The 25,770-nt window shown below is 36.3% G+C and carries 27 protein-coding genes and 3 pseudogenes; 27 read left to right on the top strand and 3 right to left on the bottom strand.

The genetic code is table 11. The features are described from left to right. Window positions 1-2 precede the first annotated feature (2 nt). Complete coding sequence (locus EV203_RS10545; protein ID WP_243700679.1) at window positions 3-953, top strand: Hpt domain-containing protein; 951 nt, start codon at window positions 3-5, stop codon at window positions 951-953. A gap of 16 nt (window positions 954-969) precedes the next feature. Here EV203_RS10545 and EV203_RS14335 read toward each other — a convergent pair. Then, window positions 970-1,326, bottom strand: a pseudogene (locus tag EV203_RS14335) (IS481 family transposase); the annotation flags it as partial. Between the two features lie 53 nt (window positions 1,327-1,379). Between EV203_RS14335 and EV203_RS10540 the strand changes: the two are divergent. The 18 genes and pseudogenes from EV203_RS10540 to clpB all read left to right on the top strand — a co-directional run bounded on the left by EV203_RS10540 (window position 1,380) and on the right by clpB (window position 16,357). Then, window positions 1,380-2,114, top strand: coding sequence for an STAS domain-containing protein (locus EV203_RS10540; RefSeq protein ID WP_011025410.1), 735 nt, complete (start codon window positions 1,380-1,382; stop codon window positions 2,112-2,114). Beyond that, the gene (locus tag EV203_RS10535) at window positions 2,104-2,463 is read left to right on the top strand and encodes an STAS domain-containing protein (protein WP_035175192.1); all 360 of its coding nucleotides are present in this window, start codon (window positions 2,104-2,106) and stop codon (window positions 2,461-2,463) included. Before EV203_RS10540 ends, EV203_RS10535 begins: the two co-directional genes overlap by 11 nt. A 46-nt stretch (window positions 2,464-2,509) precedes the next feature. Next, a complete protein-coding gene (locus EV203_RS10530; protein WP_011025412.1) occupies window positions 2,510-2,944 on the top strand; it encodes an anti-sigma regulatory factor in 435 nt (144 codons plus the stop codon). Beyond that, window positions 2,941-3,909 carry an ATP-binding protein gene (locus EV203_RS10525; protein WP_132040504.1) on the top strand — a complete coding sequence of 323 codons (969 nt, stop codon included), beginning with the start codon at window positions 2,941-2,943 and terminating at the stop codon, window positions 3,907-3,909. Before EV203_RS10530 ends, EV203_RS10525 begins: the two co-directional genes overlap by 4 nt. After that, a complete protein-coding gene (locus tag EV203_RS10520) occupies window positions 3,909-4,715 on the top strand; it encodes a GGDEF domain-containing protein (protein ID WP_132040503.1) in 807 nt (268 codons plus the stop codon). Before EV203_RS10525 ends, EV203_RS10520 begins: the two co-directional genes overlap by 1 nt. Before the next feature lie 14 nt (window positions 4,716-4,729). Continuing rightward, window positions 4,730-6,079 (top strand): HD domain-containing protein, encoded by a 1,350-nt coding sequence (locus tag EV203_RS10515; protein WP_132040501.1) that lies wholly within the window; start codon window positions 4,730-4,732, stop codon window positions 6,077-6,079. A gap of 62 nt (window positions 6,080-6,141) precedes the next feature. After that, on the top strand, window positions 6,142-6,675 hold the full coding sequence (locus EV203_RS13570) for a methyl-accepting chemotaxis protein (RefSeq protein ID WP_207910890.1): 534 nt from the start codon (window positions 6,142-6,144) through the stop codon (window positions 6,673-6,675). After that, window positions 6,635-6,829: a hypothetical protein gene (locus tag EV203_RS13565; protein ID WP_207910889.1), complete on the top strand. Its 195-nt coding sequence runs from the start codon at window positions 6,635-6,637 to the stop codon at window positions 6,827-6,829. The genes EV203_RS13570 and EV203_RS13565 overlap by 41 nt, the downstream gene beginning before the upstream one ends. After that, window positions 6,826-7,428, top strand: coding sequence for a methyl-accepting chemotaxis protein (locus EV203_RS13560; RefSeq protein WP_207910892.1), 603 nt, complete (start codon window positions 6,826-6,828; stop codon window positions 7,426-7,428). Before EV203_RS13565 ends, EV203_RS13560 begins: the two co-directional genes overlap by 4 nt. A gap of 132 nt (window positions 7,429-7,560) precedes the next feature. Then, window positions 7,561-7,818, top strand: a pseudogene (locus EV203_RS10505) (IS1634 family transposase); the annotation flags it as partial. Window positions 7,819-8,128: 310 nt separating this feature from the next. Next, window positions 8,129-8,380 carry a type II toxin-antitoxin system Phd/YefM family antitoxin gene (locus tag EV203_RS10500; protein WP_022588985.1) on the top strand — a complete coding sequence of 84 codons (252 nt, stop codon included), beginning with the start codon at window positions 8,129-8,131 and terminating at the stop codon, window positions 8,378-8,380. After that, a complete protein-coding gene (locus EV203_RS10495) occupies window positions 8,364-8,777 on the top strand; it encodes a type II toxin-antitoxin system VapC family toxin (RefSeq protein ID WP_132040499.1) in 414 nt (137 codons plus the stop codon). The genes EV203_RS10500 and EV203_RS10495 overlap by 17 nt, the downstream gene beginning before the upstream one ends. 85 nt (window positions 8,778-8,862) lie before the next feature. Beyond that, window positions 8,863-9,060 (top strand): helix-turn-helix domain-containing protein, encoded by a 198-nt coding sequence (locus EV203_RS10490; RefSeq protein WP_132040497.1) that lies wholly within the window; start codon window positions 8,863-8,865, stop codon window positions 9,058-9,060. Window positions 9,061-9,143: 83 nt separating this feature from the next. Continuing rightward, window positions 9,144-9,335, top strand: a complete 192-nt coding sequence (locus EV203_RS10485; protein ID WP_011025423.1) for a helix-turn-helix domain-containing protein — start codon at window positions 9,144-9,146, stop codon at window positions 9,333-9,335. Between the two features lie 654 nt (window positions 9,336-9,989). Beyond that, a complete protein-coding gene (locus EV203_RS13945) occupies window positions 9,990-10,376 on the top strand; it encodes a response regulator (RefSeq protein ID WP_243700675.1) in 387 nt (128 codons plus the stop codon). Between the two features lie 504 nt (window positions 10,377-10,880). After that, window positions 10,881-11,265: pseudogene (locus EV203_RS10475) on the top strand (IS110 family transposase); the annotation flags it as partial. A 123-nt stretch (window positions 11,266-11,388) separates the two neighbouring features. Beyond that, complete coding sequence (locus EV203_RS10470) at window positions 11,389-12,993, top strand: amidohydrolase (RefSeq protein WP_132040495.1); 1,605 nt, start codon at window positions 11,389-11,391, stop codon at window positions 12,991-12,993. Window positions 12,994-13,762: 769 nt separating this feature from the next. After that, window positions 13,763-16,357 carry an ATP-dependent chaperone ClpB gene (clpB, locus tag EV203_RS10465; RefSeq protein WP_132040493.1) on the top strand — a complete coding sequence of 865 codons (2,595 nt, stop codon included), beginning with the start codon at window positions 13,763-13,765 and terminating at the stop codon, window positions 16,355-16,357. 196 nt (window positions 16,358-16,553) lie between these two features. Here clpB and EV203_RS10460 read toward each other — a convergent pair whose 3' ends face one another. Next, a complete protein-coding gene (locus tag EV203_RS10460) occupies window positions 16,554-16,916 on the bottom strand; it encodes a zinc ribbon domain-containing protein (protein ID WP_132040491.1) in 363 nt (120 codons plus the stop codon). Between the two features lie 603 nt (window positions 16,917-17,519). Between EV203_RS10460 and EV203_RS10455 the strand changes: the two genes are divergently transcribed. From EV203_RS10455 to hydE, 4 genes are all read left to right on the top strand, one after another. After that, window positions 17,520-17,795, top strand: a complete 276-nt coding sequence (locus tag EV203_RS10455) for an AbrB/MazE/SpoVT family DNA-binding domain-containing protein (RefSeq protein WP_132040489.1) — start codon at window positions 17,520-17,522, stop codon at window positions 17,793-17,795. Between the two features lie 265 nt (window positions 17,796-18,060). Next, window positions 18,061-19,077 (top strand): GerMN domain-containing protein, encoded by a 1,017-nt coding sequence (locus EV203_RS10450; RefSeq protein WP_243700674.1) that lies wholly within the window; start codon window positions 18,061-18,063, stop codon window positions 19,075-19,077. A gap of 90 nt (window positions 19,078-19,167) precedes the next feature. Then, entirely contained in the window at window positions 19,168-19,419 is a 252-nt protein-coding gene (locus EV203_RS10445; protein ID WP_243700673.1) for a hypothetical protein, read from the top strand. A gap of 297 nt (window positions 19,420-19,716) precedes the next feature. Beyond that, window positions 19,717-20,778: a [FeFe] hydrogenase H-cluster radical SAM maturase HydE gene (gene hydE, locus EV203_RS10440; RefSeq protein WP_132040487.1), complete on the top strand. Its 1,062-nt coding sequence runs from the start codon at window positions 19,717-19,719 to the stop codon at window positions 20,776-20,778. Here the strand turns inward: hydE and EV203_RS10435 are convergent. After that, on the bottom strand, window positions 20,765-21,565 hold the full coding sequence (locus EV203_RS10435; protein ID WP_207910888.1) for a hypothetical protein: 801 nt from the start codon (window positions 21,563-21,565) through the stop codon (window positions 20,765-20,767). The genes hydE and EV203_RS10435 overlap by 14 nt on opposite strands. Window positions 21,566-22,280: 715 nt before the next feature. Between EV203_RS10435 and EV203_RS13940 the strand changes: the two genes are divergently transcribed. The 4 genes from EV203_RS13940 (at window position 22,281) to EV203_RS10425 (ending at window position 25,591) form a co-directional block, all read left to right on the top strand. After that, window positions 22,281-22,565 (top strand): transposase, encoded by a 285-nt coding sequence (locus EV203_RS13940; RefSeq protein ID WP_243700672.1) that lies wholly within the window; start codon window positions 22,281-22,283, stop codon window positions 22,563-22,565. Next, window positions 22,537-22,998 (top strand): hypothetical protein, encoded by a 462-nt coding sequence (locus EV203_RS13935; RefSeq protein WP_243700671.1) that lies wholly within the window; start codon window positions 22,537-22,539, stop codon window positions 22,996-22,998. Before EV203_RS13940 ends, EV203_RS13935 begins: the two co-directional genes overlap by 29 nt. Window positions 22,999-23,304: 306 nt before the next feature. Beyond that, window positions 23,305-23,853: a transposase gene (locus tag EV203_RS13930; RefSeq protein ID WP_243700670.1), complete on the top strand. Its 549-nt coding sequence runs from the start codon at window positions 23,305-23,307 to the stop codon at window positions 23,851-23,853. 502 nt (window positions 23,854-24,355) lie between these two features. Continuing rightward, complete coding sequence (locus EV203_RS10425; RefSeq protein WP_132040485.1) at window positions 24,356-25,591, top strand: hypothetical protein; 1,236 nt, start codon at window positions 24,356-24,358, stop codon at window positions 25,589-25,591. Window positions 25,592-25,770 lie beyond the last annotated feature (179 nt).

Below are 25,770 nucleotides of genomic sequence, written 5' to 3'. Positions count from 1 at the left end.
TGATGGTGGACTATCTTGATGCCTATGTTGAGGAGACGGAAGAACAGCTTTCAAGATTGGAACAGCTTTTTTTGGAAATAGAGAAAAATACCAACCAAGCAGAAATTTTAAATGAAATTTTTAGGATTATACATACAATAAAAGGTTCCTCAGCTACAATGGGTTTCAGCATGGTGGCAGATTTTTGCCACAGATTAGAAAATCTTTTTGACAAGCTGAGGAAGAGTGAACTTGGCATAGATGACTATTTGATAGATATACTGTTTAAAAGTTTTGATACTTTGAAAGAAATGGTGTTAGCATCTATAAAAGGAGAAAACTATGATAGCTATAGAGTAGAAGAGTTGATTAACGCTATAGATAGTTTTAAACAAATGAATGCCAATAATAATGGTAAGAACATAGAGGTTGAAAAAAAAGAAAACCAAGTAAATAACAATATTTTGGAAATATCAGTTGAAATAAGCAAGGATTGCATAATGAAAAATGCACGGGCTCTTATAATTGAAAAATATATTGAGGAAATGGGAAATGTGATAAGTTTTGAACCTTCTGTTGATATGCTACAAAGAGAAGAAGTTGTAGGTGAAAAGATAACGGCAATATTGGAAAGTCGGCTGAAAATCGAAGATGTAGTCTGGAAGTTACAAAATATACCAGATGTTGTTAACGTAGAGGTGAAGCAGGGCTATAGAAGCAAAGACGTTGTCAAAATAAATATAAGTACGCAGAATAAAATAGAAGATATTATGCATTTAAAAGAAGTTATGATGAAAGCTAACGCGGTAGAGCTCGAATTTGAAGAAAAATCCAAGATGAGTTTTGTATTATTGCAGCTTATACTTGCTGCGTATAGAGAAAATAAAGAAATTTATTATAAAACAACTAGAGGCAATGTGGCAAAAATGCTTAATTTAATGGGGATAAGGCCGCAATTTGCACTATGTGAATGAATTTTCTATTACTCCCATCATAAAGACTTCTTTCTCCTTTTTTGTTTTTTTTTATTTTTGCCAACGGTAATTTCTTTTGAGGATAGACTTTATTGTTATTTCCGCTTCCTTTTAAGCTATATTTTCTATAAAAGTACGAAAATAAACGGCTATATCTAAAGACAGTTTTTTTGCTTCAGAGATGATAAGATTTTCTAATTCAGGAGAAGTTTTTCTGGGAGAATTTTTATGTTTTCTTAATTTATCATGTAAAGGACCCATTAATGGCTCTACGAACAGTGTGATTTGAGATACTCAATATTTTTGCTGTTTACAACTTCTCTAGTTTTTTCAGGGGATATTTTTTAAGGGCATGGTATGTTATAATATTCATCGGCTGATATAATGTTTTCTTCACTGTTTTTGTAATTACGAGGAGTGGGTACGGTGAAAGAGACTATTATTTATAATTTAAAAACGCTTGTAGAAGAAATAGCAGAATCAGATAATACTAAAAAAGAATGGGAGGATTTTTTGATTAGTCTCGCAGATGCCTTTGGCAGTGAGGATATGAAAGGAAGGATAAAAGAACCTCTCAAAAATTTGCTGAATTTTATTGATGTAAGTGCTCTGGTAAGAGGGATGGAGCTTTTGAATGCCAGAATTGAAGGGTTCCCCCTTCCAGAAATGTTAAAGGTCGTAATCGAAGTATTGGACGAGATAAAAAATGATAAGGAGATGCGCATAAGAGAGCTGGGACACGTACTTGCCGAACTCGCAACCCCTATAATAAGGATATGGCGTGATGTACTCCTGGTACCTCTTATTGGTACACTTGATAGCCACCGAGCACAGAGCATGGCTGAAAAACTTCTTGAAAGAACAGCAAGTACTAGGGCAAAGGTGGTTATTGTGGATGTGACAGGAGTGCCAATGATCGATACGATTGTCGGGGGATTTTTAATAGAAATGTTTAACGCAGTAAAATTGCTTGGCAGTGACGTAATTCTGACAGGTATAAAGCCGGAGATAGCTCATACTCTTGTAAAGCTGGGTGTCGATTTCAATATGGTAATTATAAAAAGAGACTTGGAAAGCGCTCTTAAACATGCAATTGAGATAACATCTGATAACAGAGGAGGAAGATATGGACAAAAAAGAGGGAGCGACTATGAAGAATAAAGTAGTGCCAACCATTAAGCTTTATGATTATCTACTTGTTCCAATACAAATTGAACTTGATGACAATACAGTTGAGAGACTGCAGATGCAGATACTCCATGAGATACATGAGAAGGAAGTTCGGGGGATAATAATCGATGTTAGTATGGTCGATGTAATCGATAGCTATATATCTTTTGTTCTTTCGGAAACGGCTGGCATGGCTAAGGCTATGGGATGCTATGTCGTTATATGCGGAATTCAACCTCAGGTAGCGCTTACACTATCCCAGATGGGCATCAAACTGAAAGACATAATCACTGCCCAGAGCCTTGAGGATGCTATAAATATTCTTGATAAATTGGAATAAGAGATACTTTTTTGATGCTTTTTTGCTTTTAAAGGGGTGATACTAGGTGATAGAAGTGAATCCCCAGGATTACGATATAGTATTGAAGATAAAAGATGAAAGCGATATTGCGGTATCAAGGCAGATGGCGAAAAATTTTGCACAGAAAATGGATTTTTCTCTGGCGGATGTTACCAAAATAGCTACGGCCGTGTCGGAACTGGCAAGAAATATATACAGATACGCAAAAGAAGGATATATTTACATCAGGAAAAAAGAAGGAGGTTCAGAAAAAGCGCCCGCCATAGAGATTTTGGCGTGCGACAGGGGACCTGGGATAGAAAATGTGGAACTAGCCATAAGCGGAGGATATACGACTTCGGAAAGAAGCCTGGGGTTGGGTCTTGCAGGAATTAGAAGACTTATGGACAGCTTTCATATTGAATCTGAAGTTGGAAAGGGAACGGTTGTTATTGTTGAAAAAAGGAGGCGCGTGTTTTGACAGAAAAGCTGGAGGTTGATATTGCTGTTGAAGCTGATCTTTTTATTCTCGAATACCGTCTCAAGAAATTTATGGAAAAATTCAATATAGATATTCCTTCCGCTTTGCTCGTGGCCAGAGAACTGGCCACTAATATTTTGAAATACGGTAAAAAAGGTTTTATAGAGGTAAAGTTAAAGGAAGATGGTTTATGTCTCGTGGCTGAAGACATAGGAAAAGCTGACGTGGATAACGGCGAAAAAAGGCCGGCCGGAGGACTTGGAATAGGACTTGAAGTGGTAAAAAAAAGTAGCAATGAGTTTGAAATCGAGCGAAAACCTGGCGGGGGAACAAGAGTGAAAGCTACTCTTAAGGCATCTAACCAAAAGGGGAAGAATTTTGTTTTGCAAGTCGGGACGGCATCAAAACCGCATTATCTTGAGGAAGAGAGCGGAGATGTATGTGTGTGGAAGAAGATGGGCGAAAAATATATGTTATTTGTAGCGGATGTCTTGGGCCACGGAAGAAAGGCGTACGAAGTTGCAAAAGTTATCGAACTTTACGTAAAGAATTCAACCGAAGGAAATATAGATAAGATATATGCGGATCTTGAAAGGCTTGTAAGGGGTACGCGGGGCTGCGTTGCTTTTGTTGCTCTGGTTTCTGAATCTATGATAGAATATATAAACGTGGGCAATATAAAGGCTTGGATTGTCGATGCTGGGACTGTAAGGAGAACAATGGGAGTGAGCGGTGTTATTGGTAGGATGCCGATCAGCCTAAAAATATTTAAAGAACCGATATCATTGCTTCATTCTACATTAGTGGTCTGTACCGATGGAATAAAGAATCAGTTTATTCCATCGCCTGATATGGATTGGATAAGAACATTAAGTCCTAGAGACGTTGCTTTAAAAATAATAAAGGAATTCAGCATAAAAGAAGATGATGCTACCGTACTAGTAGCAAGGGGGGAAATGGGGTAATGACAAATCTCAAAGGTTTTATGATGGAATATAAAAATTACCTTTCAGAATACATTTTAAAAGGCGGACAGGATGAGATACTGTTTGAGGCATACCAGCACCTTATAAAATTATTGGACGATTCTTCAGCTCAAGCCGCAAATATTTTAGATATTCATAATCAAGTTCTGAAAGACGTTCTTAATATAAAGCAGGATAACGATATGGTACAGTGGATTTACATTGAAAGAGCCACAGAATTTCTGGCCCAAATACTTATAGCAACAGACGCTTTACTCCTTTCTCTGAAAGAGAGTGTAGAAAGAGATCCATTGACAGGGCTCTACAATAGATTGGCTATTGATAGAATTCTCTCGAAAGTTTGGCTGAATACAAATATGACCAAAACACCTCTTACAGTAGCCATGCTTGATTTGGACGATTTTAAACATGTTAATGATAAATACGGACATCTGATCGGCGACGAGTTGTTGAAAGAAGTGAGCACTGTTATAAAAGCTTGCCTCAGGGATAAGGATGTGGTTATGAGGTATGGAGGCGAGGAATTTCTCATATTACTGCCAGAAACAGAAATTGAGGGTGCCAAAAAAGCTCTTGAAAGGGTAAGAAAAAAAATAGAGGAAGGGATTTTTACAGAAGCCAAGATTAAAGCTACTGCCAGCATAGGTGCGGCAGTATATCCGGATGATCGTCCTTTAAGTATGGAGGAGATCGTAAAATTTGCAGATGCAGCGCTGTATGCGGCTAAAACAAAAGGCAAGAACAGGCTTGTTTTCTATAGCCATCTGAACAAACAAAAAGATTAGAGGGGTGTAATTTGATGGAAAATATAACTATAGGCCGATATATTAATTTACCTGTAGTTTCACAGGATGCCGATTTAAGAGAAGTTGCAAGAGTAATGCTTGAAAGTAAAGAAGGCGTGGTTATCGTAGAAAAAGAAGACGGCGCAAAGGGGTACATTGACTATAACGTAGTACTAAAATGGTTTCTCATGGGAGATGAAGCTTCAAAGTTTAAGGCTAAGGATGTTGCTATCTTGATAAAAGACGAAGATAGAGTGGAAGCGACCCTGAATATAGAGGATCTTGTCAAAAGTGTAATTACACACAAAGACTGTCGGTTATTTACCAGCACAAATGGAGAAGTAATAGCTAGACTTTCTCTTGAAAATTTAATTGAGGAACTTGCAAAGTTGCGTAGTGATGAAAAGGAAAAAAGGGAAGGGCTGGAACGCTTAATAGGGATGATGATAGACCTCTTTCCCTTTGGAGTAGCGCTGGTTTCGGAGGTTGGTGAAATCATACGGGCGAATAAGCTTGCGATGGAAATAATATCAGAAAATCCAATAGAAGTTGAAGAAATAAGGAAAATGATTAACGATAATCGAGGAAAAATATTAACAACCAAGGCAGGAACCTATTATAGGATGAGTACGAATATTTTAGGTGAGACAAATGACTTTTTAGTTACATTTACCGATATAACAGCGGAATACAATATGATGCAAAAACTGAGAAGTAGTCAAAATGAAGTAGAAATGGCATTTTCAATTATGCTTCCGGACCAGCGCATAGAGACACGATTAAAATCCATTCCAGAGTATATGGATGAGTACGACGAAAGTACAGGCATGGTGAAGATAACCGGTATAATCAGAAATGGTGGCTTCAGGCACGTGGTAAACATGCTTAAATTAATTGCAGATGCTTTTAGACAAGGTCTGATGGAATTGCCTGGGATGGATAAGAATGCACTTGTACAGGCAGCTGTTCTGCATGATATTGGGAAAGTACAGCCGGACTTGAAGATAGGAGATATAGTAAATCCGAAAGAAGTGTTTGAAAAGGGTTATTTTCATGCATTTCGAAGCGCTGATTTAAGCAAGGCGTTATATAATATAGACGATAAGGTGTATTATTTGATAAAGTATCATAATCATCTTGAAAACGAACTGCCGTCCGACTTCCCTGAGGTTCTATTGCCAATGTACAGATTTTTCAGATTAATTGATGGTCTTTCAGCTGGAATCACTCGCAGAGGTTCTAAAGTATTGATGAAGATAAACGGTACCAGAATTTATGTGAAGGAAGAAAGTAGTTTTCCATCTTACAATCAGGAAATTGAAATGGACATTTACACTGGACTTTTCAATAGCAGGAAGTTGTAAAGTGCAAAATAATATAGGTATGTTGAGTTACTATTTATAATGCATATATTGAAAATGCTCAGATGCTTTTAGAAAAACTTAAATCTAATACAACTATTAATGCTCAAGAAATAGCAAAGCTTGTTGAACTTACATCAAATACACAAAATAATATAGAAGCTTTAGTCAAATTAAATGCTGAAACTGCAGCAAATGTTGTAGATAAAGCAAATTTAGCATATTCTAAATCAAAAGTAATTTTTTTAGTAGTCTCTATTTTACTTACAGCAATATCCGTAATAACGGCACTTGCAATAACAAGATTACTGAGAAATTATATGAAGCAAGTCAACATTCTTGCTGAGAAATTATCAAAATATGATTTTACAGCTGAAACTGATGATGAGGGTAAAAACGAGTTTACTGAAATGAATGGATCATTAAAAACCGTAATTGAAAATATAAAAGAAGCAATAAGAACAGTTAAAAAATGTAGAAACTTTAAGAGCAAATTCAGAAAACTTATCAGCAGTATCAGAAGAATTAGTATCATCTTCGCAAGAACTTGCAGAGACTATGCAACAAGTTGCAGAAGGGACATCTACTCAGGCAAGTGATCTTCAGGATATAGTAGGTTTAATACATGGTTTAACTCGAAATGTAGAAAATGTTTATAAAGAACTTCAAAACGTTAAAAATAAAACAGACAATACAGCAAATAGGGCTAACAATGGTAAAAAAGAGATGGACAAGCTTGTTGAGTCGATATAGTTATATCAAAGATTAATAATCTTACAAAATCAATTAAGGAAATTAGCAACATAACCAATGTAATAACATCAATATCAGAACAAACAAACCTTCTAGCATTAAATACGACTATCGAAGCAGCCAGGGCTGGAGAAGCTGAAAGAGGATTTGCAGTGGTTGCTGAAGAAGTTAGAAAGCTTGCGGAAGAATCTAAAAAATCAACCAACGAAATAATTGAACTTATATCTTCAATCCAAGTAGATACGGAAGAAGTAATAAAGACATCAAATGAAGTAGATAACTTTATAAAATCTCAAACAAATGTAGTAGAAAACACTATTGAGGCATTTGGCAAAATTTTAGAGTCGGTTGAAAACATAGCACCGCTTATGAATAGGACTTATAAAGGAATGGATGAAATAGTAAAATCTAAAGATGAAATATTATCTAAAGTAGAATCAGTAAGTGCCGTAACACAAGAGAACTCTGCGGCATCAGAAGAAGTGGCCGCTTCATCAGAAGAACTTTCAGCATCATCAGAAGAAGTGGCTGCAATAGCACAGAACTTACATTCAATGGCTATACGCTTAGCAAATGTGGTAGATAAATTTAAAGTTTAAATTAAACTAAAATTGTGTTAGGTAGTAATGACTGATTATTACTGCCTCAGACTGTAGACAAAGTCTACGGAATCCCGTGTAATAAAAAGGATTCCGTAGTTTTTTATCTTCATATGGAAGAACAAAAGATAAGGGAGAGAAAAAGTATTCAAAAATGACCCCTCTTTCATTAATCTTGTAGATAAATTGCAAAAAATATTTTTAAGCTCCAGTGAAGAAACAGGTTCCATCAAGCTTTTTCCAGAAGATGTTTCAGAAGGGATTATTAAAAACTGGGGATATATTGTGTATAGAAAACTTTGGGAAGAGCTTGAAATAGATAGATTTCTCAAACAGTATAGCTCCCAAAATTCCAAGATAAAGTTTGACATTGATAAAGTGGCATTAATTAGCATATGAAAATAATGTAGTGACAAATTTCACGCCCATTTTTTGTCAATACCTGTATTCCCAAGCTTTTTGGGTTTCGAACTGACAAAGTCAAGAAAAAATGGGCAAATAAAAGAAATTATAGAATTAATAAATAGTACTTAAATTTACTGCAGTTATAAAATTTTCAACATTGATTTAGAGGTTTTTAAAGAATGAAAACCGTTTTTATATACGGAATGAAGTAAATTATTATAGCTAAAATTATTGTAGCACAAAACAGCTAAAATATGATATAATAATTATAGGCAATACACGGGGGTGTTCAAAGATGATACAGGTTAGTTCCACAGAATTTAAAAACAATGTAGGAAAGTTTCTAAAACTCTCAGAAAAGGAGGACATTTTAATTTTAAAAAACGGAAAGCCTGTAGCAAAGCTCACAGCTGTATCAAAAAATGAGAAAGAAATTGCTTATGATAGGCTTTTAGAAATGATAAAAAAGAGTAAACCAGTTACCGAAGAAATTGATTTGAAAGCAGCAAGAGAGGAGAGACTGAACAAATATGATAGTGCTACTTGATACAAACATTTCTCTCGATTTTTTACTCAGAAGAGAACCATTTTTTGAACCAGCTAGTAGAATATTAGAAATGGTTAAAGACGATAAAATAAAAGCTTGTATAACTGCTTCGTCAGTTACAGATATTTACTATATTATGAGAAGATACAAAAGTCAAGAAGAAAGAGTGCTTATGTTGTCAGAATATCTTAAACTTGTAGAAATAATAAGTACTACTAAAACAGATATTATAAAAGCTTTAAAGATGAAGAACACAGATTTTGAAGATGCTGTTATGTTTCAAAGTGGGAAACGAAGAAAAGTTGATTATATTGTAACTAGAAACAAGATAGAATTTACTGACAAGACAGTTGAGATTGTTACCCCGGAGGAATTTTTGAGAATTGTTAGAAAATAACAATAAATTAAGAATTAACACATACAAGAGGTGGAGCAACCGCCTCTTTTTTATCGATAAAAACTAGAACGGAAAGAAGAATGCGATGAATCCTATAAAAGAAGCTGCAGAAGCATTAGGGGTATCAAGGGATGTTATTTATTGTATGGTTTACCGTGGAGTACTTCCCCATAATCGGACCCAGGGTAAAGGAAAAAAGGGTAAAATACTCATTCCTAAAAAAGCTTTAGAAAAGTGGCTTATGGGAAAACAAAAGATAGAGCAAAAGATAAAAAAGAAATAAACGATTTAAAAAAGCTTCTTTTTTATTTAAAACCAGAATGATTAAACGCTTTTGAAAAATAATTTTGCAAAAGGGTAGAAGAAATGTCCAAGATCCTCACTGTAAAACAGGCAGCACAAGAATTTTTTGGTGGCACAATATCACAAGAAATGATTTATGTTCTTGTGAGACAAAAAAAGATACCTCATGTACGCCTAGGAAGCCGTATCCTTCTGGATGAAGAGGTACTACAACGGTGGTGGGAAAAAGAATTAGCTAAAAATCGACAAACATAAAAAATAAAAGAATAAAAAGTAACATGATAAAATATAAAATAGTCTTTCAACGTTAGTAGATAATAAATAAACCTGTAGTTTAGCCCTGTTTTTATTATGTTGGAAATTTTTTTGATATTGATTGGGAGTTTTACTATTTTGCTGCGAGTTTTAGATAAGAAAGAGACTTTGCAAATAGCGTGCTGATTTCATGGTAATGTAGTAATGCAGTTAGTAATGCAATAACGTTAAAAAAACATTAAAAAGACTTAAATTAACGCGTGTCAATAGCGGATTTAAATTGACCCATTTTCAACGATTTTAAATTGCTCCACCAAGCTTTTTAAAATTAAGTCTTGATATGCAGGTTACCATATAGGCCAGTTCTTAACCTATCCTTCAGGTGGCAGCTGCTTGTATTAATAAATACTTTGTGTCAAAATCAAAACTTATTTCTCCTACAGTGCCGGCATTTAATAACAACGAAAGCAATTCACGACAGCAATCTACGTCTTCTGGTACACTTTAGATATGTGACGCTTTTTATAGAAGGCAAAGTCTTTGCAGAGGAATTTGAAATAGAACCCAAGTTGGTTAACTGGTTGTGTAGACTCAGTACTAACAATTGCAGACATCAATCTACCAGATCAGAATGGCTTTGAATTTATTCGGAACTTGAAATCAGAGGAAAAGTACAGACACATTCCTGTGATAATTTTGAGCATAGATGCTACCGTACCCTCAATTAGACGGGCAGTGGAAGCCGGTGCAGTGGATTATCTTGTTAAACCCTTTAAAGCAGAAGAACTTGTGAAGCGGGTAGTAAAATTAGTAGGGAGTGTCAAAAAAGAAGATCGCTATCCCGAACTTAAAGACCTGCTGAAAAAAGAAGTAAACCGTGCCAGAAGAGGTAATGTCAATCTCTCGCTGGTTCTGGCACATTGCGAAGGAAAAATTGCAGGTCAAATTTCAAAAATAGCAGAGAAGATAAGAAGTAAACTTCGCGATATAGTGCGGTATTTGAAATTAACGAAAATACTCTGGTGCTTGTTCTTCCTGTGACGGGAAGAAAAGGCGCGGAAGTTGTAGTGAAAAAGATTTAGGGCGAACTGTGTGGCAGCTGGCGTTATGCCATAAGTACATATCCTGATAATGGGAAAGATGAAGAGGAACTTATCAATTTTGCAAAAGAAAGCTTGATGAAGGGAGAATCAAATTCATCTCAGGAAGATGATAAAGAAAAAGAGGAAAAATAAAAGCAATTGGACTTAAAAAGATATTCATAGTACCAGATAGGTACTTTTTATTTTTTATCTTTCTTAAAAGAAGGAATTTGAAGAAATATGTAGAAATAAACAATACAGGCTGGGAAATTGAACTTTGTAAAAGGCAAAAGGATCTAGGCAATTGCACGAGAAACAGGTAAAACGCAGGGTGGGTCAATTTAAAAACCGTTGAAAATGGGTCATTTTAATCTGCTATTTGACACTGATATTGATGAATCACATAGTTATATCACAATAGGCATTTTAAAAATTTTATTCCTGCAAATGTTTTTCCTTAGGGAAAGAAGAAGAAGGCAACAGCCCATCAAAAAACGATAGAAAGGACGCGTTAATAATTGCAAGACTAATAAAAGAAAGGGAAATTTCTAAACTGTCTTTTACCTCAAAACACATATGCAGATTTAAGAAACCTTTCAGTTGCAAGGAAGCAGTTAATAAAGAAACTTAAACAGTGTAAAGAATAAAATTATTGCAATATTAGACGAATACTTTCCTGAATTTGAAGAAGTATTCAAGAATTTGTGGGGAAAATAGCCTTATGGGTATTGAGGAACTGTCCATTTCCCAGCATAATCCTTAAACTGAGCAAAGAAGAAATAGCAGGGAAGCTAAAGAAAGCCACTAATAACAGGGTAGGCATGAAAAGGTCAGAAAAGCTCATTGAAAGAATTTGAAGAGCAGCATTTCTCAAAAGAAGATACCGAGCGAAAAGCAGGGACATAAGGATGAACCCTTTCAATACCTTTTTCAATATTTCAATTCTATACCCAACAATGGAGGGATGAAGTATGGATGTTGTAGGGTTTGTAAATGGAAAGATTTATACACGTTTTAATCCAAAGAAGATCGTAAATGCGTTAGTAGTGGTAAATGAACGAGTGGTCTATGCAGGAGAAAATGAAAAAGCAAAGGAGATTGTAAAATTTCTAAATGGGGAAGTAGTTGATTTGGAAGGCAAAACCGTTCTACCAGGCTTTATAGACTCCCACATGCATCTTGACGAACTAGGAATGTACCTGAATATGGTTGACTTAAGAGGGGTTAGAAGCATAAAGGAGCTGAAGAAGAAAATCGGGGATTATGCCGAAAAAGCGCAAACTACTTGGGTTATCGGGCATGGTTGGGATCAAGAACTATTTGAGGAAAAGAGCTGGCCAACAAGATGGGATTTAGACGAAGTTGTAAAAGATAGGCCTGTTATGCTTTCAAGAGTTTGCTTACATGCAGGTGTTCTTAACACTAAGGCAATGAAACTCACTGGACTTTTAGAAATTGACTCTCCTGGAGTAATAAAGAACGAGGATGGAGAACCTACTGGGATAGTTAAAGAAGAGGCATTTGAACTTGCGAGAGAGAAATTCAAGGAAACCTTGACTTTAGAAGATTATGAAAAGTTCTTTAAAAATGCAATGAGCTTTGCTGCCTCCCAGGGGGTAACTACAGTAGGCTTTGTAAGTTGTGATGAGAAATCGATACAAGGACTTAGCAGACTAAAAGAAAAAGTGAACTTCTTAATAAGAGTTATAGTTTATCTAGAGCCGGGCAGAAGAGAAGTGAGCAATAAGGGAATGTACGGGAACAAAGATATTTTAGAGTCACTCAAAAAGCTTGGAACTAAGAGAGGGTTTGGAGATGAGAAGCTCAAGATTAATGGGATTAAAATTCTTGCCGATGGGAGCTTAGGGGCTAGAACTGCCTGGCTTTCCAAACCGTATAGTGATGAACCATCTACAAGCGGTTATCCAAACATTGATAAGAAAACATTAAAAGAGCTTATTAAAGAAGCACATGAAGCTGGACTGCAATTGGCGATTCACGGAATCGGGGATAAAACAATAGATATGATCCTCGACGCTTACGAGAATCTTGGAGATATTAAGAATGGAAGGCACAGGATAGAGCATGCGTCGATTTTGAGAAAGGACCAAATCAAGAGAATAGCAAGACTTGGAGTGGTAGCTTCAGTACAGCCACGCTTTGTAATAACTGACTGGTGGGCAAAGAGCAGGGTTGGAGATGAAAGGGTTAAGTGGATTTATCCATTTAAGAGTATGCTTGAGAATGATGTAAGCATTGGCTTTGGAACCGATTGCCCTGTTGAGGTCCTTAACCCATGGGAGACAGTTTATGCAGCGGTAACTAGAGGAAAATACGAAAATGTGCCCTATTATGAAGACAGTAAAGAGGAGTGCTTAACATTAGAAGAAGCTCTCTATGCCTACACGTTTGGTTCTGCCTACATAATGTTCGAAGAGGTCAATCTGGGAACTCTCGAAGAAAGAAAGCTGGCGGACTTCATAGTCGTTGATAGAGATCCCTTTGAAGTCGAGGAAAATGGACTGAAAGGAATAAAAATCTTGGAAACCTATGTTGGAGGTAAGAGAGTATTTTAATTCCTTGGTCAGGTCCAAATTTTTGTGTAAAATTCCTCTGGATAGAATATGAATGTTCTTTTATTACCACCGTTCAATTCATTGTACTGCCTCCGCCCCCTGGTGTCAAGGATACGCTACGCCGGGCTTTCGCCCGTCCTTGACACCACGGTCCTTCTCTAAGAATTTAGCTGGCTTTTCATTTTTAGCTCCTTTTACACAAAGGTAATGCAAAATTTCAGAATCTATGGTAATATTGTATTGAGCCATTTCTCATCCCGAAAGAATGGTTTTTGGTTTTGTTTCCACTTTTATTCTAACTACAGGGTGGGGGATGGCTCAATCCCTTTTTACACAATTATATTGATTTTCTTCAGACAAAATAAAAGTAACCACTTATATTGCAAAAAAAGAAAACGAAATACCGAAAGGAGCTCTGTTTTTGTTTTCTGAAAATGTTTAAAGAAGTTAATGGTTAATGATAAAACAATAGACATAAAAGCAGATGAAAATCTAATTTGTCCGTGTAAAGTTTAAGTAGGTAAGGAGTTGACGTTTTGCACAGGAGAAGCGACTTGGCAGAACAGTTACTAAACTTAGCAAGACCGACAGACGAAGGCATGGCCGGAGGCAAGGATGCCGAATGGGCCCGAAACCCCGTGTGAGTCCGAGGTCGAGCGTTAGTTTAGTCTGCTATGTCACCGGAGCAAACTGTGCAAAATATCAGCTGAATGAATCACCTCCTAACTCTTGACACGGACAAAAATGGTTTAGGGGGGGTGAAAAAACAATGAATATGGAGAAGTTTACACAAAATCTTCAGAATGCATTATTAGATGCTCAAAATACTGCAATTTTATATAAACACCAAGAAATAGGTATTGAGCATCTGCATTATGCACTTGTCAATGAAGATAATAAGCTTATTGCAAAGATATTAAGGAATATGGGTATTAATCTTGAGCTATATAAAAAAGATTTAGAAGATCAGCTCAAGAAAATTCCAATGGTGTATGGGCTAGGTGCAGCGGCGGTCTATGTAAATAGAATTGTGAATGAGATCTTATTAAAAGCTGAGGATGAAGCAAAAAAATTTAAAGATGAGTATATAAGTGTTGAGCATGTCTACCTTGTTATAATTGATTATGATCATCCGTCGATAAAGGCCATATTGAGAAGATATGGGGTCACTCGTGAAAAATTCCTACAACAACTTTATAAAATCAGAGGAAATCAAAGAATAACAACTCAAAATCCAGAAGAGATATATGAGGTTCTCAAAAAATACGGAAGAGATTTAACAGAGCTTGCAAGAAGAGGAAAGCTTGACCCTGTGATTGGTAGAGATGATGAGATAAGAAGAGTGGTTCAGATTCTGTTAAGAAGGACCAAGAACAATCCTGTTTTGATTGGTGAGCCTGGTGTAGGTAAGACTGCTATTGTGGAAGGACTTGCCCAAAGGATTGTGAAAGGTGATGTTCCAGAAGGGCTAAAAGACAAAACTATTTTCGCGCTTGACTTAGGGGCGCTCATTGCAGGAGCTAAATACAGAGGAGAATTCGAGGAAAGGCTAAAAGCGGTTTTAAATGAGATAACAGCATCGGAAGGAAAAATTATTCTATTTATTGATGAAATTCACACAATAGTTGGGGCTGGAAGAGCAGAAGGTGCAATGGATGCCGGGAACCTCTTAAAACCAATGCTGGCACGTGGAGAGTTGCACTGTATTGGTGCAACAACAATAGATGAATACAGAAAATACATTGAAAAGGATGCAGCTTTAGAGCGAAGATTTCAGCCAGTTTTAGTAAATCCACCATCAGTTGAGGATACAATTTCCATATTGAGGGGTTTAAAGGAAAGGTTTGAAATTCACCATGGAGTTAGAATCACAGACAATGCACTAATTGCTGCAGCAAAACTTTCTGATAGATATATACCCGATAGATTTCTACCTGACAAGGCTATTGACCTCATTGATGAGGCAGCTGCACTTTTGAGAACCGAGATAGATTCAATGCCAGTTGCCTTAGATGAGATTACAAAAAAAATTATGCAGTTCAAAATAGAGAAAAATATATTGCAAAAGGAAGAGAACGAAGATGCAAAGCAAAAGATTGAAGAGATTGATAGGGAGATTGCAGAATTAAATGACAAAGCAAATCAGCTTTCAGCCCAGTGGAAGTATGAAAAAGAACTAATAAAAGAAATTCGAAGAATCAAGGAAGAAATTGAAGAGGTTAAGATACAAATAGAAGAGGCTGAAAGAAATTATGATCTCAATAAACTTTCAGAACTAAAATATGGAAAGTTATTTGGGCTTCAAAAGAAACTTGAGCAAAAAAGACAGGAGTTTGAAAAAATTCCGCCAGATAAAAGACTTTTAAAAGAAAAGGTTACAGAAGAAGAGATAGCAAAAATTGTATCTAAATGGACAGGTATTCCTGTTACAAAGCTTATTGAGACAGAAAGGCAGAAGATTTTAGAGCTTGACAAGATACTTCACAGAAGGGTTGTTGGACAAGACGAGGCAATTGAAGCTGTTTGTAATGCTATTATGAGAGCACGAGCGGGGATGAAAGATCTACGAAGGCCAATAGGTTCGTTCTTGTTTTTAGGGCCAACAGGTGTTGGTAAAACAGAGCTTGCAAAAGTATTGGCTGAGGCTTTATTTGATTCAGAAAACAATATGATAAGAATTGATATGACAGAATATATGGAGAAACATTCTGTATCTAAATTAATTGGTGCACCGCCTGGGTATGTTGGATATGAGGAGGGTGGACAGCTTACTGAAGCTGTCAGGACAAAACCATATTCTGTTGTTTTATTTGATGAAATAGAAAAGGCACATCATGATGTTTTTAATATTCTCCTTCAAATAATGGATGATGGAAGGCTCACAGATTCTAAAGGAAAAACGATTGATTTTAAGAATACTATAATTATAATGACATCAAACTTAGGTAGTGAGTATTTATTAAATGCAAATATTTCTAATGGGGAAATAGACAAAAAGACAAAACAGCTGATAGACGGGGAACTGAAGATGCATTTTAGACCTGAATTTTTGAACAGATTAGATGAAATAATAATTTTCAAACCATTGACAAAGGAACAGATAATGAAGATTATTGACTTGAGAGTGGCGGAAATTCAAGAAAAGCTTATCGAAAAGGGAATTACAATTACGCTTACACAAAAAGCAAAAGAATATGTAATAAAGAATGCATTCGATGTGAACTTTGGAGCGAGACCAATCAAGAGATTTTTACAAAAGAATGTAGAAACTTTGATTGCAAAGGAGATATTAAAAGAGAACATCAAAGAGGGCGATAGTATTACTATTGATATTGCCGATGGCAAATTTGTAATTATAAAGTAAAAGGGGCTACTTTGTTAGTTTTTTAAAAAAGAGGTAGCCTCTTTTTTTGTTCAAGGGCAGTGTAAAATTTAAGTAGGTGTTTAAGAAGGGAAAAGGCACTTAAGTGTCGAAAAAAGACCTCACTGCCAAAAAATCACTAGCGGAAGAGGCGCTGGGGTACTATACGATGAAAAAACCTCGTAGACAGTCTGAGCTGCTAACTTATTCTTCTTCCGCAATAAGGGCAAAAATTGAAGGAGGGGTCGACGTAACTTCCGCATTCCGGACAGTAGTTTCCGTGGCCGAATACCTTGTGAAGCCGTGCGGCATCCAGGTCGGCCCCTCTTTTTAGTTCTTCGGCGTATTCTTTATCTACCGAAAAAATTGCTGGACAGCACCGGAACTTCACAAAGTACCTCCTGTTCCATTGAAAAATGGGAATGAAGAAAAAGTGGAAGTATGTGAACACTTCTATTAGTTCGGCCCGTGAAAGTCTGCCGCAGGACGGACATATCGTTGCGTCGAAATCTCTTACGTGTTTCTCCCTATCCTGAATTCCGAAAATACCGAAAAAGAACATCACATTCCTCCCCACTCTAAAAGTTAGAAAAAGGCTACAGAATTTATTATAATAGAAAAAAGCGGCACTATCCAGACCGAAAGTTTTCGTCAACTCCAAATTTTTGTGTAAAATTCCTCTGGTTAGACATTCAATGAACCTTCTTTATCACTCTGTTCAATTCATTGTACTGTCGCTGTCCCTTGGTGTTAGGGATACGCTACGCCTGACTTTTGCCCTCCTTGATGCTAGGTTATTAAAAAATAATTGGGCAGTAGTAAAGAAGGTTATTTTTCTGAAACAACCCTATTATTTACTTTTCTCATAATTTCTTTTTAATACTCTAAATGTGATAGTTTTCTGGTTTGAGTTCTTTTTATCCTAAGGAGAAGACGTAGGAGAAGGGTTAAGAGTTTCATTACCGATACTGGAAGGTCCATTTGCGAGCAAGCCATGGATAAAATACGTTTTAAAAGTTATTAGCGGTGAAGTCAGCTACAAAAAATTTTTATCTACGACATCTTGACACGCACAGAAAGTTAAAAAGTAGTTGATAATTTATTAAGTTTGAAGTACAATGAAAGTGAGAAAAATCTTATTTTCAATGCGTAAAAGAGGGATAGTATGGAATTGGCAAAAGTGACAACAAGAGGCCAAATTACAATTCCTAAAGAAATACGTAAAAAATTGAACCTTAAAGAAGGAGATAAAGTAGTTTTTATTGAAGAGAATGGGAAAATTATTATAGAAAATTCAGCAGTGTTTGCACTTCGTCAAATACAAAATGAATTTAAAGGGGAAGCAGAAAAAGCTGGTTTAAAAAGTGAACAGGATATAGTTGATTTAGTTAAAAAGATCAGGAAAGAAATGTGTGAAGAGCAACATGCGAATAATGGTTGATACAAATGTTTTAATTTCTGCTATATTGTTTCCCAATACACAAATGGATGAAATAATGAAAATTATAGTAGAAAAGCATAGGTACAAGGGATAAAGATCTTCTTGATGTTAAAATTGAAAAACCATTAATTTTGACACGGCGCAGTTTTTAGAAAAGTTTGGCTAAGATGCAATACATTTATAATTTTGCAATTATTCTAGCTATAAAAATTACACGGATTTTGTAAGGAGCTATGAAAAATAATTAAGAAAGAAGGTTTCGAAATTGAAAAAGATTTTTCTTGCTATCGCGATGGTGTTGGTTTTGTCAGTAGTTTTTACGGGCTGCACTAGGAAAAATCAAAGCCCCGAAAGTAGTTTATCCAAGGAAGAAATAAAAGTGACCGATTACTTTCCGGTTTCGGAAAATCTTTATTGGGAATACAAAGGTATCGGCAATGAATTTGCAGGCGGAAGAGTGGATATAGAATTTATTGAAGGAAATAAAGTTCAGTTCTCTCATGAGAACGGAGGTACTGTTGTAGCAAAAGTTTTTGAAGTAAGTAATGAAGGTGTGAAGGTGATTAATTCTATCGAAGAAAGTTATTACAGGATAAACTATCTTGCAGAAGAACCTACCTATGAAGAGTATTATTTAAAATCACCCATAAAAGAAAAAGTCAGCTGGCAAGACGGTAGCATTGTCTGGACTATTGAAAGCTTAAATGAGAAGGTAGAAGTACCTGCAGGAGAATTTACATGTATTAAAGTTGTGGGCAAGTCTGGAGATTTTGTATTAGAAAGATATTTTGCAAAAGGTGTAGGGCTTGTCAAACAAAGATTTGTATCTGATAACATGACTGTCGAAGACAATCTTTCTAAATTTGGCGATGCTGAAAAAGACAATTGCCTGCCTGCAAAAGAGCTGACAATTTATTATCCTTCAGAAAACGTGGATAAATTGCTGGAAGATAGGGTAGTAGAGAAGTTTAAAACCGGCGAAACTCTTGTGGAGAGGATAACTGAACTTTTGAAAAGCGAAAAGTACAGAGTACTGAGCAAAAACACACGACTCTTGGATATAAAAAAAGGAGAAAATGTTCTGAGGCTTAATTTTTCTAAAGAACTTATCACTGAGATGAATGCCGGCTCGGGATATGAGGCGCTACTTATAGACAGCATAGTAAACACTTACGGCTATAACTTTGGAGTAGAAGGTGTCATCTTAAATGTGGAAGGTAAGGGATACGAGTCCGGGCATTTTGTCTTCGGCAAGGACGAAGTTTTGAAGGTAAACAGGTAATTGTGCTGAGGATTTCAATATAAGGCGCAAAAAATTGTCTAAGATAGTGTAAAATTTCAGTAGGTAACGAAGCAGGAAAATGAGGTATGAGTGCAGAAAAAAAGACCTCACTGGGGGAAAATCAAAAATCAAAACAAAGGGGAAGGTGAGGTCCGAGATGAAATAAAAAAGATAATGCAGCTGACAAAGCAGGAGGAAAAAAGAAAATACGCGGAAGAAGACATAGAAGAATGGTTAAGAGTTTCATTACCGATACTGGAAGGTCCATTTGCGAGCAAGCCATGGATAAAATACGTTTTAAAAGAATTAATACGAGCAAATGGATTAGCAGTAGGTATTTGAGGAGTAAACAACTAGTATATTATTTTTACATTAAAAAAGCAAAAAAAAGAAAGCGGATATTTATGAATTGTTGAAGTAATAATTTAACATAATTAGCAATATATATAAACTACTAATTTTAAACTCCTAGATTTTTAACGGTGAGGTCAGTTATAAAAATTTTTTACCTACAGAATCTTGACACAGACGTGGATGGCAAAATGCTTTTAAACCCTTTTAAAATGTGGTATAATAAAATCAATTCCGGCAAAGTAGATAGAAATACTCAAAACTTGCTTTATGACAGGAGAGTTTAAAATGAAAGTGAAAGAGATTTTAGAAAAAGCGTATCATGAGAGCAATCTCACAAAGGATGAGATAAAGTTTTTGCTGATGGCAGAAGGTGAGGATAAAGATCTTCTTTTCAAAACAGCAGACAGGGTAAGAAAAGAGCACGTGGGCGACGAGGTTTTTTTGAGGGGACTTATTGAATTTTCAAGCTATTGCAAAAACGACTGTTTCTACTGTGGACTGAGGCGCAGCAACCAGAATGCTCAAAGGTACAGAATGCAGGAAGATGAGATAGTAGAAGTTGCAAAAAGAGCATATCAAATGGGGTACCGCACTGTGGTGCTGCAGTCTGGTGAGGACATGTATTACACCAAAGACAGGCTGTGTTCAATCATAAAGAAGATAAAAAGGGTGGTTGACGTTGCTATAACACTTTCGATTGGTGAAAGGTCGTATGATGAGTACAAGGCGTTTAAAGATGCCGGGGCGGACAGGTTTTTGATGAGGTTTGAAACTTCAAATGAAAAGCTATATAGAAAGTATCATCCCGGTATGAGCTTTGAAAACAGGATAGAGTGCCTTAAGTGGCTCAAAAAACTTGGGTATGAACTTGGGACAGGTTTTTTGATAGGCCTTCCAGGTCAGACGTTGGATGATTTGGCACAGGACATAATTCTTGTAAAGGAATTGGATGCAGATATGATAGGCATTGGACCTTTTATTCCTCATCCCCAAACGCCTCTAAAAGATGCAAAAGAAGGTTCAGTTGATTTGACGCTCAAGAGCATTGCCATTTTGAGGCTTTTGATTCCAGATGCTAATATTCCGGCAACAACTGCACTTGGCACTTTAGACCCGCTGGGAAGACAAAAGGGGCTCATGTGTGGTGCAAACATTGTAATGCCGAACGTCAACAGGCTTGAGTACAAGCTCAAATATGAACTGTATCCTGGCAAGATTTGTATAAATGAGGATGCGACAAAGTGCAGAGGATGCATTGAGTCAATCATTGTTTCGCTGGGCAGGAAGGTCGGGCAGGGGAAGGGAGAGAGCAGGCACTACAAAAGAGCTTCTGTTAATCGAAAATAAGTTTTTGAACGAGTTTTCTTTTGCGAGAAGTGGCATTGCCTCCAAACTCTGCTCCGTTATCTGTCTGGAAGAAAAGTTGATGTTTTACACCGAAAGCTCTAAGCCAGGCTGCCACAAGCAGCATGAAAGTCAGACCGTTTTTGAAATCGAGGGAATCGGCATACGCGATAAAGCGCAACCTTGTTTTAATATCAACAGCAGTGAACTGATAAAGAGGCAGCTTATTTTTAAAAATAGAGGCATATGCTTCTGGAGGCAAAGCCGATTGATCGGCTATATGCTTTGAATCGATCTGCCAGAACTGCAAAGGTTCGAAAGCGGAGAAATCCGCGGCGAAACGGCGAGAGCCTGTAATTGTTCTATGTTTCTGGCATTGGATGCCGTAACGTCTTCTGATATTTCGGATGGTAAAAGGAGAAAGTTGAATATTGAAGGTATTTTTAATGAACAATGTCAATCTTTTAGAGCCTAGATTAGTTTCTTTTGCGAGAGTAACGACCAAATTTTCGATATGCTCTGGAGTTCTGGTAGGCATGCGGAATTTAGGTCCTCGTTTTTTGATACAGGCCGATATATCGCCGTTAGAAAGCCTGAAACGCTCTTTTAATTTATACACCCATCTTGGAGTAACACCCAAGATTTTAGCGGTTTCTTTAACGGAATGAGATTCAAGCAAAGAGATAGTGATTTGAGCTATAGCCTGGGGATTACCCGAAGCTTTAAGTTTTTGGTATAATGTCATTGGGTGGGATCCCTCCTTAGTGGGTTTTTGTTGTGCCATATCCATAATACCCCAGGGATACCCACCCTTTGCAATGTCTTTTTCACTTTATTAAAGTAGTGTGAACGAAACTGTGGCTCATCTATAATCCAAAGCATGTTATGTCCTTGACAATTTAAAGAAAGACATTTAAACTTATACTTATAGATAAGAAGATTTGCTTACATAAATCGCCATATTGATGATATTTTTACACAGTTAAAGCTGGCATAGGCAAAGTTTAACTATGTGATAGTAATATTTGTTATTGAATTTTCTCATCTATAGGAAAAATTTAGAAGAAGAGGAAGAAAATAAACTTGACATATGCTAAAAGGCAGAGGAGTAAAAAAGTAAGGTAAAAAATGATTTCTATCCCTGCCAGGCTGCCGAAGCATATGTCAAGTAGGTATATCCCCATGTTGGCCCAAAATACAGGCTGTTTGAAGGTATATCTACTTAGACAGAAGGCACCTGGTTATGATAATAATACTAGGTGCTTTTTGTTTTGTACAAAAAAGAAAATTTGATTCTAGTGTAAAAACCCCTTTTCCTTTCCCACAAAGCATAAATATACGAAACAGCGAATAAATAAAATTCATTGGATACATAGGTTGTATACAAATTTTCCCAAACTTATGCTAAAATTAAGGAAGAAAAAACCACAGTAAATAGGGGTGTTACAATTGTTCAGAGAAAACAATCATAGCTGCAAGAAACATTATTTGGAAGCACCAATTTTATGGACTCAAGAATAAAGACCGAACTCGAAAAATCATGGGCACCCATATTCTATAAATACGTGTTCTGCAACATCGATGAAAAACCCTTTTCAGTCTTATACAGTGATACAAGAAGGCCTAATTTCCCGGTTAACATACTCCTTTCCCTGGAATACATAAAACACCTTAAAAACTACTCTGATGATGAACTTATTGAAAACTTCAACTTTAATTACCCTGATAAATTACGCCGTAGGAATAAGGACATTAGGAGGCATGAATCTTTCAGAGAAAACCCTGTATGACTTTAGAGCAAGGATATACCAATACCTCATAAAACATCCTGAACAAGAAGACCTGATATTCGGGCAGTTTTTAAATCTTACCAGGATTTTTGCTAAAGAAGCAGGCATATCCATGAAAGAACAGCGCATGGACTTTACCATGTTCATGTCAAACATCAAAAAAGCAGGAAGAATTGCTCTTGCCTTTGATGTACTTTACAGGGCAGTAAAATCCATCCCTGAGGATAGACTTTCAGAGAACCTGAAAGAAGTCCTTAACCCTGAATTCAAAACAGAAGTGATACATAAAACCAAGCCTTCAGAAAGCGAAAGCAGGCTCGAAATGCTCTTGAATCTGTGCCAGGAAGCAAAGGAAACAATCGAAAACATTCCCGGACTTGAAAAATCCGATGCATATAGAATCCTCACAAGATTCCTGTCAGAACAGGCATAATACGACGAAAAAACCAAGAAGCTCAAGGCCAAGGACAGCAAAAGCATACCCAGCGACTCCCTTCAGTCAGCATACGATGAGGATGCTACCTATCGCAAGAAGGGGAACAAAGCTGAAAGCGGATACGTTTTAAACCTCAGCGAAACCTGTTCAAAAGAAAATCCCTTCCAGCTCATAACAGACTATACGGTAGAAAAAAACATAAAAAGCGATGTAGAACTTTTAAAAGAAAGACTACCTATTGTAAAACAAAATACCGAATGCCAAGAAGTCTATGTAGATGGTGGTTATTACTCCGAAGAAGCAGTGCAAATTGCAAAAGAAAACGGGGTGGAGCTTCACTTTACCGACTTAAGCGGTAGGAAGCCCATCTCTAGGATATCAGTGACCGAATATGAAATAGATGAAGAAACGAAAGTGATAACGAAGTGCCCAAAGGGAATAATACCCATCCATGCCGGTGTTAAGAAGGGGCAGACGGTGGCCCATTTTCCAAAAGAAGCCTGTGCGATGTGTAAATTGAAAAATCAATGTTACTGTAAAGAACAGGAAAAAGATTACGTGGTAAGGATAAATCTAAAATCGATAGAAGCAGCCAAACAGCGGGAAAAGATAGAATGTAGGCGTGAGGAAGACAAGAGCAAAAGAGCTGCAATAGAAGGTACCAATTCAGCCTTGAAGAGGGGTCACGGTTTTTCGAAGCTTCGAGTAAGGAGACTTGTAAAATGTAGAGTAAACGTAGGCTTAAAGGTATTGACCCAGAACTTTAAGCGTTTTGCAAGATATATGTTGGAGCGAGCTAAAAAAGCTATTCCAAAGATCCAAGGGGGAAGCGTGCCCATATTGGCCCAATAAATGGTAATAACGTATTATAAAGGTAAAATATAAGCTTTTCTTGGTAGACTTTACACTGGATTTTTGTTATCATAGGTGCAAATTACCACAATTTACCTAAATAAATTTGTCAAAGTACAGAAAAGCAGATTCTAAAATTGAGTTTCTACACTACTAGAATCATTATTAAAAAATAAAAATTTTAACGAGAGGAATCATGACTGTTTCAGGAACATTTTATTTTTGTGGTATTAGTGAAATGTGTAACAAATAGGTTTATAACAAAGCAGATAAGAAGAGCATATTCCAAGATATGTTAATAGAGTAAGCTGCCATTCAAATACCTTATGCTTTGATACTGAAAAATATGAAAGGCCATGTGGACAATATTTATGTACCCTGTTTTTTCATAGAGGCCATTAGGATGTGAAATTGGTACAAATAGTGATTAATTGGGTAAGTAAAGTTGTATTTAAAAGGCTATTTAGTAGATAATTGGGGAATTAGATTAGGAGGCGGAAAAATGTCTTACGGATTACGAAAAATCCGCGTTTTTTATGAAAACGGTGACTTATCATCTTATTTACAAGAAATACAAGAAGCCTTAAGAAAAAGCATTTTTGAGGAATCAGAAAACTATTTATTGAATGTTAATGAAGTAGAATACATTGAATACAAAGTTAATGAATATAAAATAGAACCTCTTAGACTAAAATACGAACAGGCTTATGCAGAGCAAAAAGAAGAGCTTATTCCAGCAGAGTTATTTCCTAACGATTTTTTTGTATATGCGGGTAAATCTTATCCCAAAATGGTAATTTATTTCCATATACCAGTTGAAGGAGAGCTAAAACTTCTTACTTATACACCAAGTACCAGACTTTTATGGACGGAAGAAATGTTTATAGACAAATCAGAATTAATTTTTCGAAGAATTCAGTTTAGAGATAGTATTGAAGAAATTAATAGAGATTACGAATCAACCGTAGAGAAATTAAGAACAATGGAGGCTCATATTAACGAAGAAGTAAATAGCTTTAATAATACATTACGGACAAAAGTAAAAGAGATTTTCAGGAGTCGAAAACAGGAGTTGTTGAAAAGGCGAAACTTACTTTCGAGTTTAGTTGTTCCAATCAAACGTTCTGAGAATGTTCCAGAAACTTTTGTTATTCCTCCCCCAGGAGTAAAAAAGAAAATTGCAGTAAAGCCTCAAGTTTTTGATAAGGGATTTACTCCAGAACCAGCACTTGATATGCAAACATATAGAGATATTCTTAAATTAATCCATGAAATGGGAAAAGAGTTTGAAAGGAAACCGTCCGTTTACTCAGGCAAAAGCGAGGAGCAATTGAGGGATCATTTTTTAATGCTGCTTGAGCCTCATTTTGAAGGTTCAGCAACAGGGGAGACTTTTAATAAGAACGGAAAAACAGACATACTTCTGAGATATGAAGGTAGTAATGTCTTTATTGCGGAATGCAAATTCTGGAGAGGGAAGGCTGCTTACCTCAAGGCGATAAGTCAACTATTAAGCTATTTGACGTGGAGAGATTCTAAGGCAGCGATAATTTTGTTTGTAAAAAATAAGACTATATCTGATATATTAAGAACGATTGAGGAGGAAACGCCTAAACATAAGAACTACCTTGGATTTGTTAATAAAGAAGATGAAAGTTGGTTTAATTACCGTTTCCATATAAATGGTGACCGAAACAGAGAAGTGAAATTAGCAGTAATGGCATACCATCTTCCATGAACTGACGCATATTTTTATAATAACTAATTGAGTTTTTTATAACCTTGGCATTGAAAAACTTCAAGAAATAAAATGATTTTTGCCAGGTCAAGTCCAAATTTTTGTGTAAAATCCCCCTGGTTAGAACATGAACCTTCTTTATCACCACCGTTCAATTCATTGTACTGCTTCCGCCCCAT

Source organism: Caldanaerobacter subterraneus (assembly GCF_004345675.1).
In the GTDB taxonomy this organism is placed as follows: Bacteria; Bacillota; Thermoanaerobacteria; order Thermoanaerobacterales; family Thermoanaerobacteraceae; genus Thermoanaerobacter; species Thermoanaerobacter subterraneus.
This window is presented reverse-complemented; position numbering and strand designations above follow the sequence as displayed.

What these genes read in the sequence shown, in the direction of transcription:
- EV203_RS10545 (WP_243700679.1), top strand. Translation starts at nt 3, where the DNA reads ATGGTGGACTATCTTGATGCCTATGTTGAGGAGACGGAAGAACAGCTT.
- EV203_RS10535 (WP_035175192.1), top strand. Translation starts at nt 2,104, where the DNA reads ATGAAGAATAAAGTAGTGCCAACCATTAAGCTTTATGATTATCTACTT.
- EV203_RS10520 (WP_132040503.1), top strand. Translation starts at nt 3,909, where the DNA reads ATGACAAATCTCAAAGGTTTTATGATGGAATATAAAAATTACCTTTCA.
- EV203_RS10515 (WP_132040501.1), top strand. Translation starts at nt 4,730, where the DNA reads ATGGAAAATATAACTATAGGCCGATATATTAATTTACCTGTAGTTTCA.
- EV203_RS13570 (WP_207910890.1), top strand. Translation starts at nt 6,142, where the DNA reads ATGCTTTTAGAAAAACTTAAATCTAATACAACTATTAATGCTCAAGAA.
- EV203_RS13565 (WP_207910889.1), top strand. Translation starts at nt 6,635, where the DNA reads ATGCAACAAGTTGCAGAAGGGACATCTACTCAGGCAAGTGATCTTCAG.
- EV203_RS10500 (WP_022588985.1), top strand. Translation starts at nt 8,129, where the DNA reads ATGATACAGGTTAGTTCCACAGAATTTAAAAACAATGTAGGAAAGTTT.
- EV203_RS10495 (WP_132040499.1), top strand. Translation starts at nt 8,364, where the DNA reads ATGATAGTGCTACTTGATACAAACATTTCTCTCGATTTTTTACTCAGA.
- EV203_RS10490 (WP_132040497.1), top strand. Translation starts at nt 8,863, where the DNA reads ATGAATCCTATAAAAGAAGCTGCAGAAGCATTAGGGGTATCAAGGGAT.
- EV203_RS10485 (WP_011025423.1), top strand. Translation starts at nt 9,144, where the DNA reads ATGTCCAAGATCCTCACTGTAAAACAGGCAGCACAAGAATTTTTTGGT.
- EV203_RS10470 (WP_132040495.1), top strand. Translation starts at nt 11,389, where the DNA reads ATGGATGTTGTAGGGTTTGTAAATGGAAAGATTTATACACGTTTTAAT.
- clpB (WP_132040493.1), top strand. Translation starts at nt 13,763, where the DNA reads ATGAATATGGAGAAGTTTACACAAAATCTTCAGAATGCATTATTAGAT.
- EV203_RS10460 (WP_132040491.1), bottom strand. Translation starts at nt 16,916, where the DNA reads ATGTTCTTTTTCGGTATTTTCGGAATTCAGGATAGGGAGAAACACGTA.
- EV203_RS10455 (WP_132040489.1), top strand. Translation starts at nt 17,520, where the DNA reads ATGGAATTGGCAAAAGTGACAACAAGAGGCCAAATTACAATTCCTAAA.
- hydE (WP_132040487.1), top strand. Translation starts at nt 19,717, where the DNA reads ATGAAAGTGAAAGAGATTTTAGAAAAAGCGTATCATGAGAGCAATCTC.
- EV203_RS10435 (WP_207910888.1), bottom strand. Translation starts at nt 21,565, where the DNA reads ATGGATATGGCACAACAAAAACCCACTAAGGAGGGATCCCACCCAATG.
- EV203_RS13940 (WP_243700672.1), top strand. Translation starts at nt 22,281, where the DNA reads ATGGACTCAAGAATAAAGACCGAACTCGAAAAATCATGGGCACCCATA.
- EV203_RS13935 (WP_243700671.1), top strand. Translation starts at nt 22,537, where the DNA reads ATGAATCTTTCAGAGAAAACCCTGTATGACTTTAGAGCAAGGATATAC.
- EV203_RS10425 (WP_132040485.1), top strand. Translation starts at nt 24,356, where the DNA reads ATGTCTTACGGATTACGAAAAATCCGCGTTTTTTATGAAAACGGTGAC.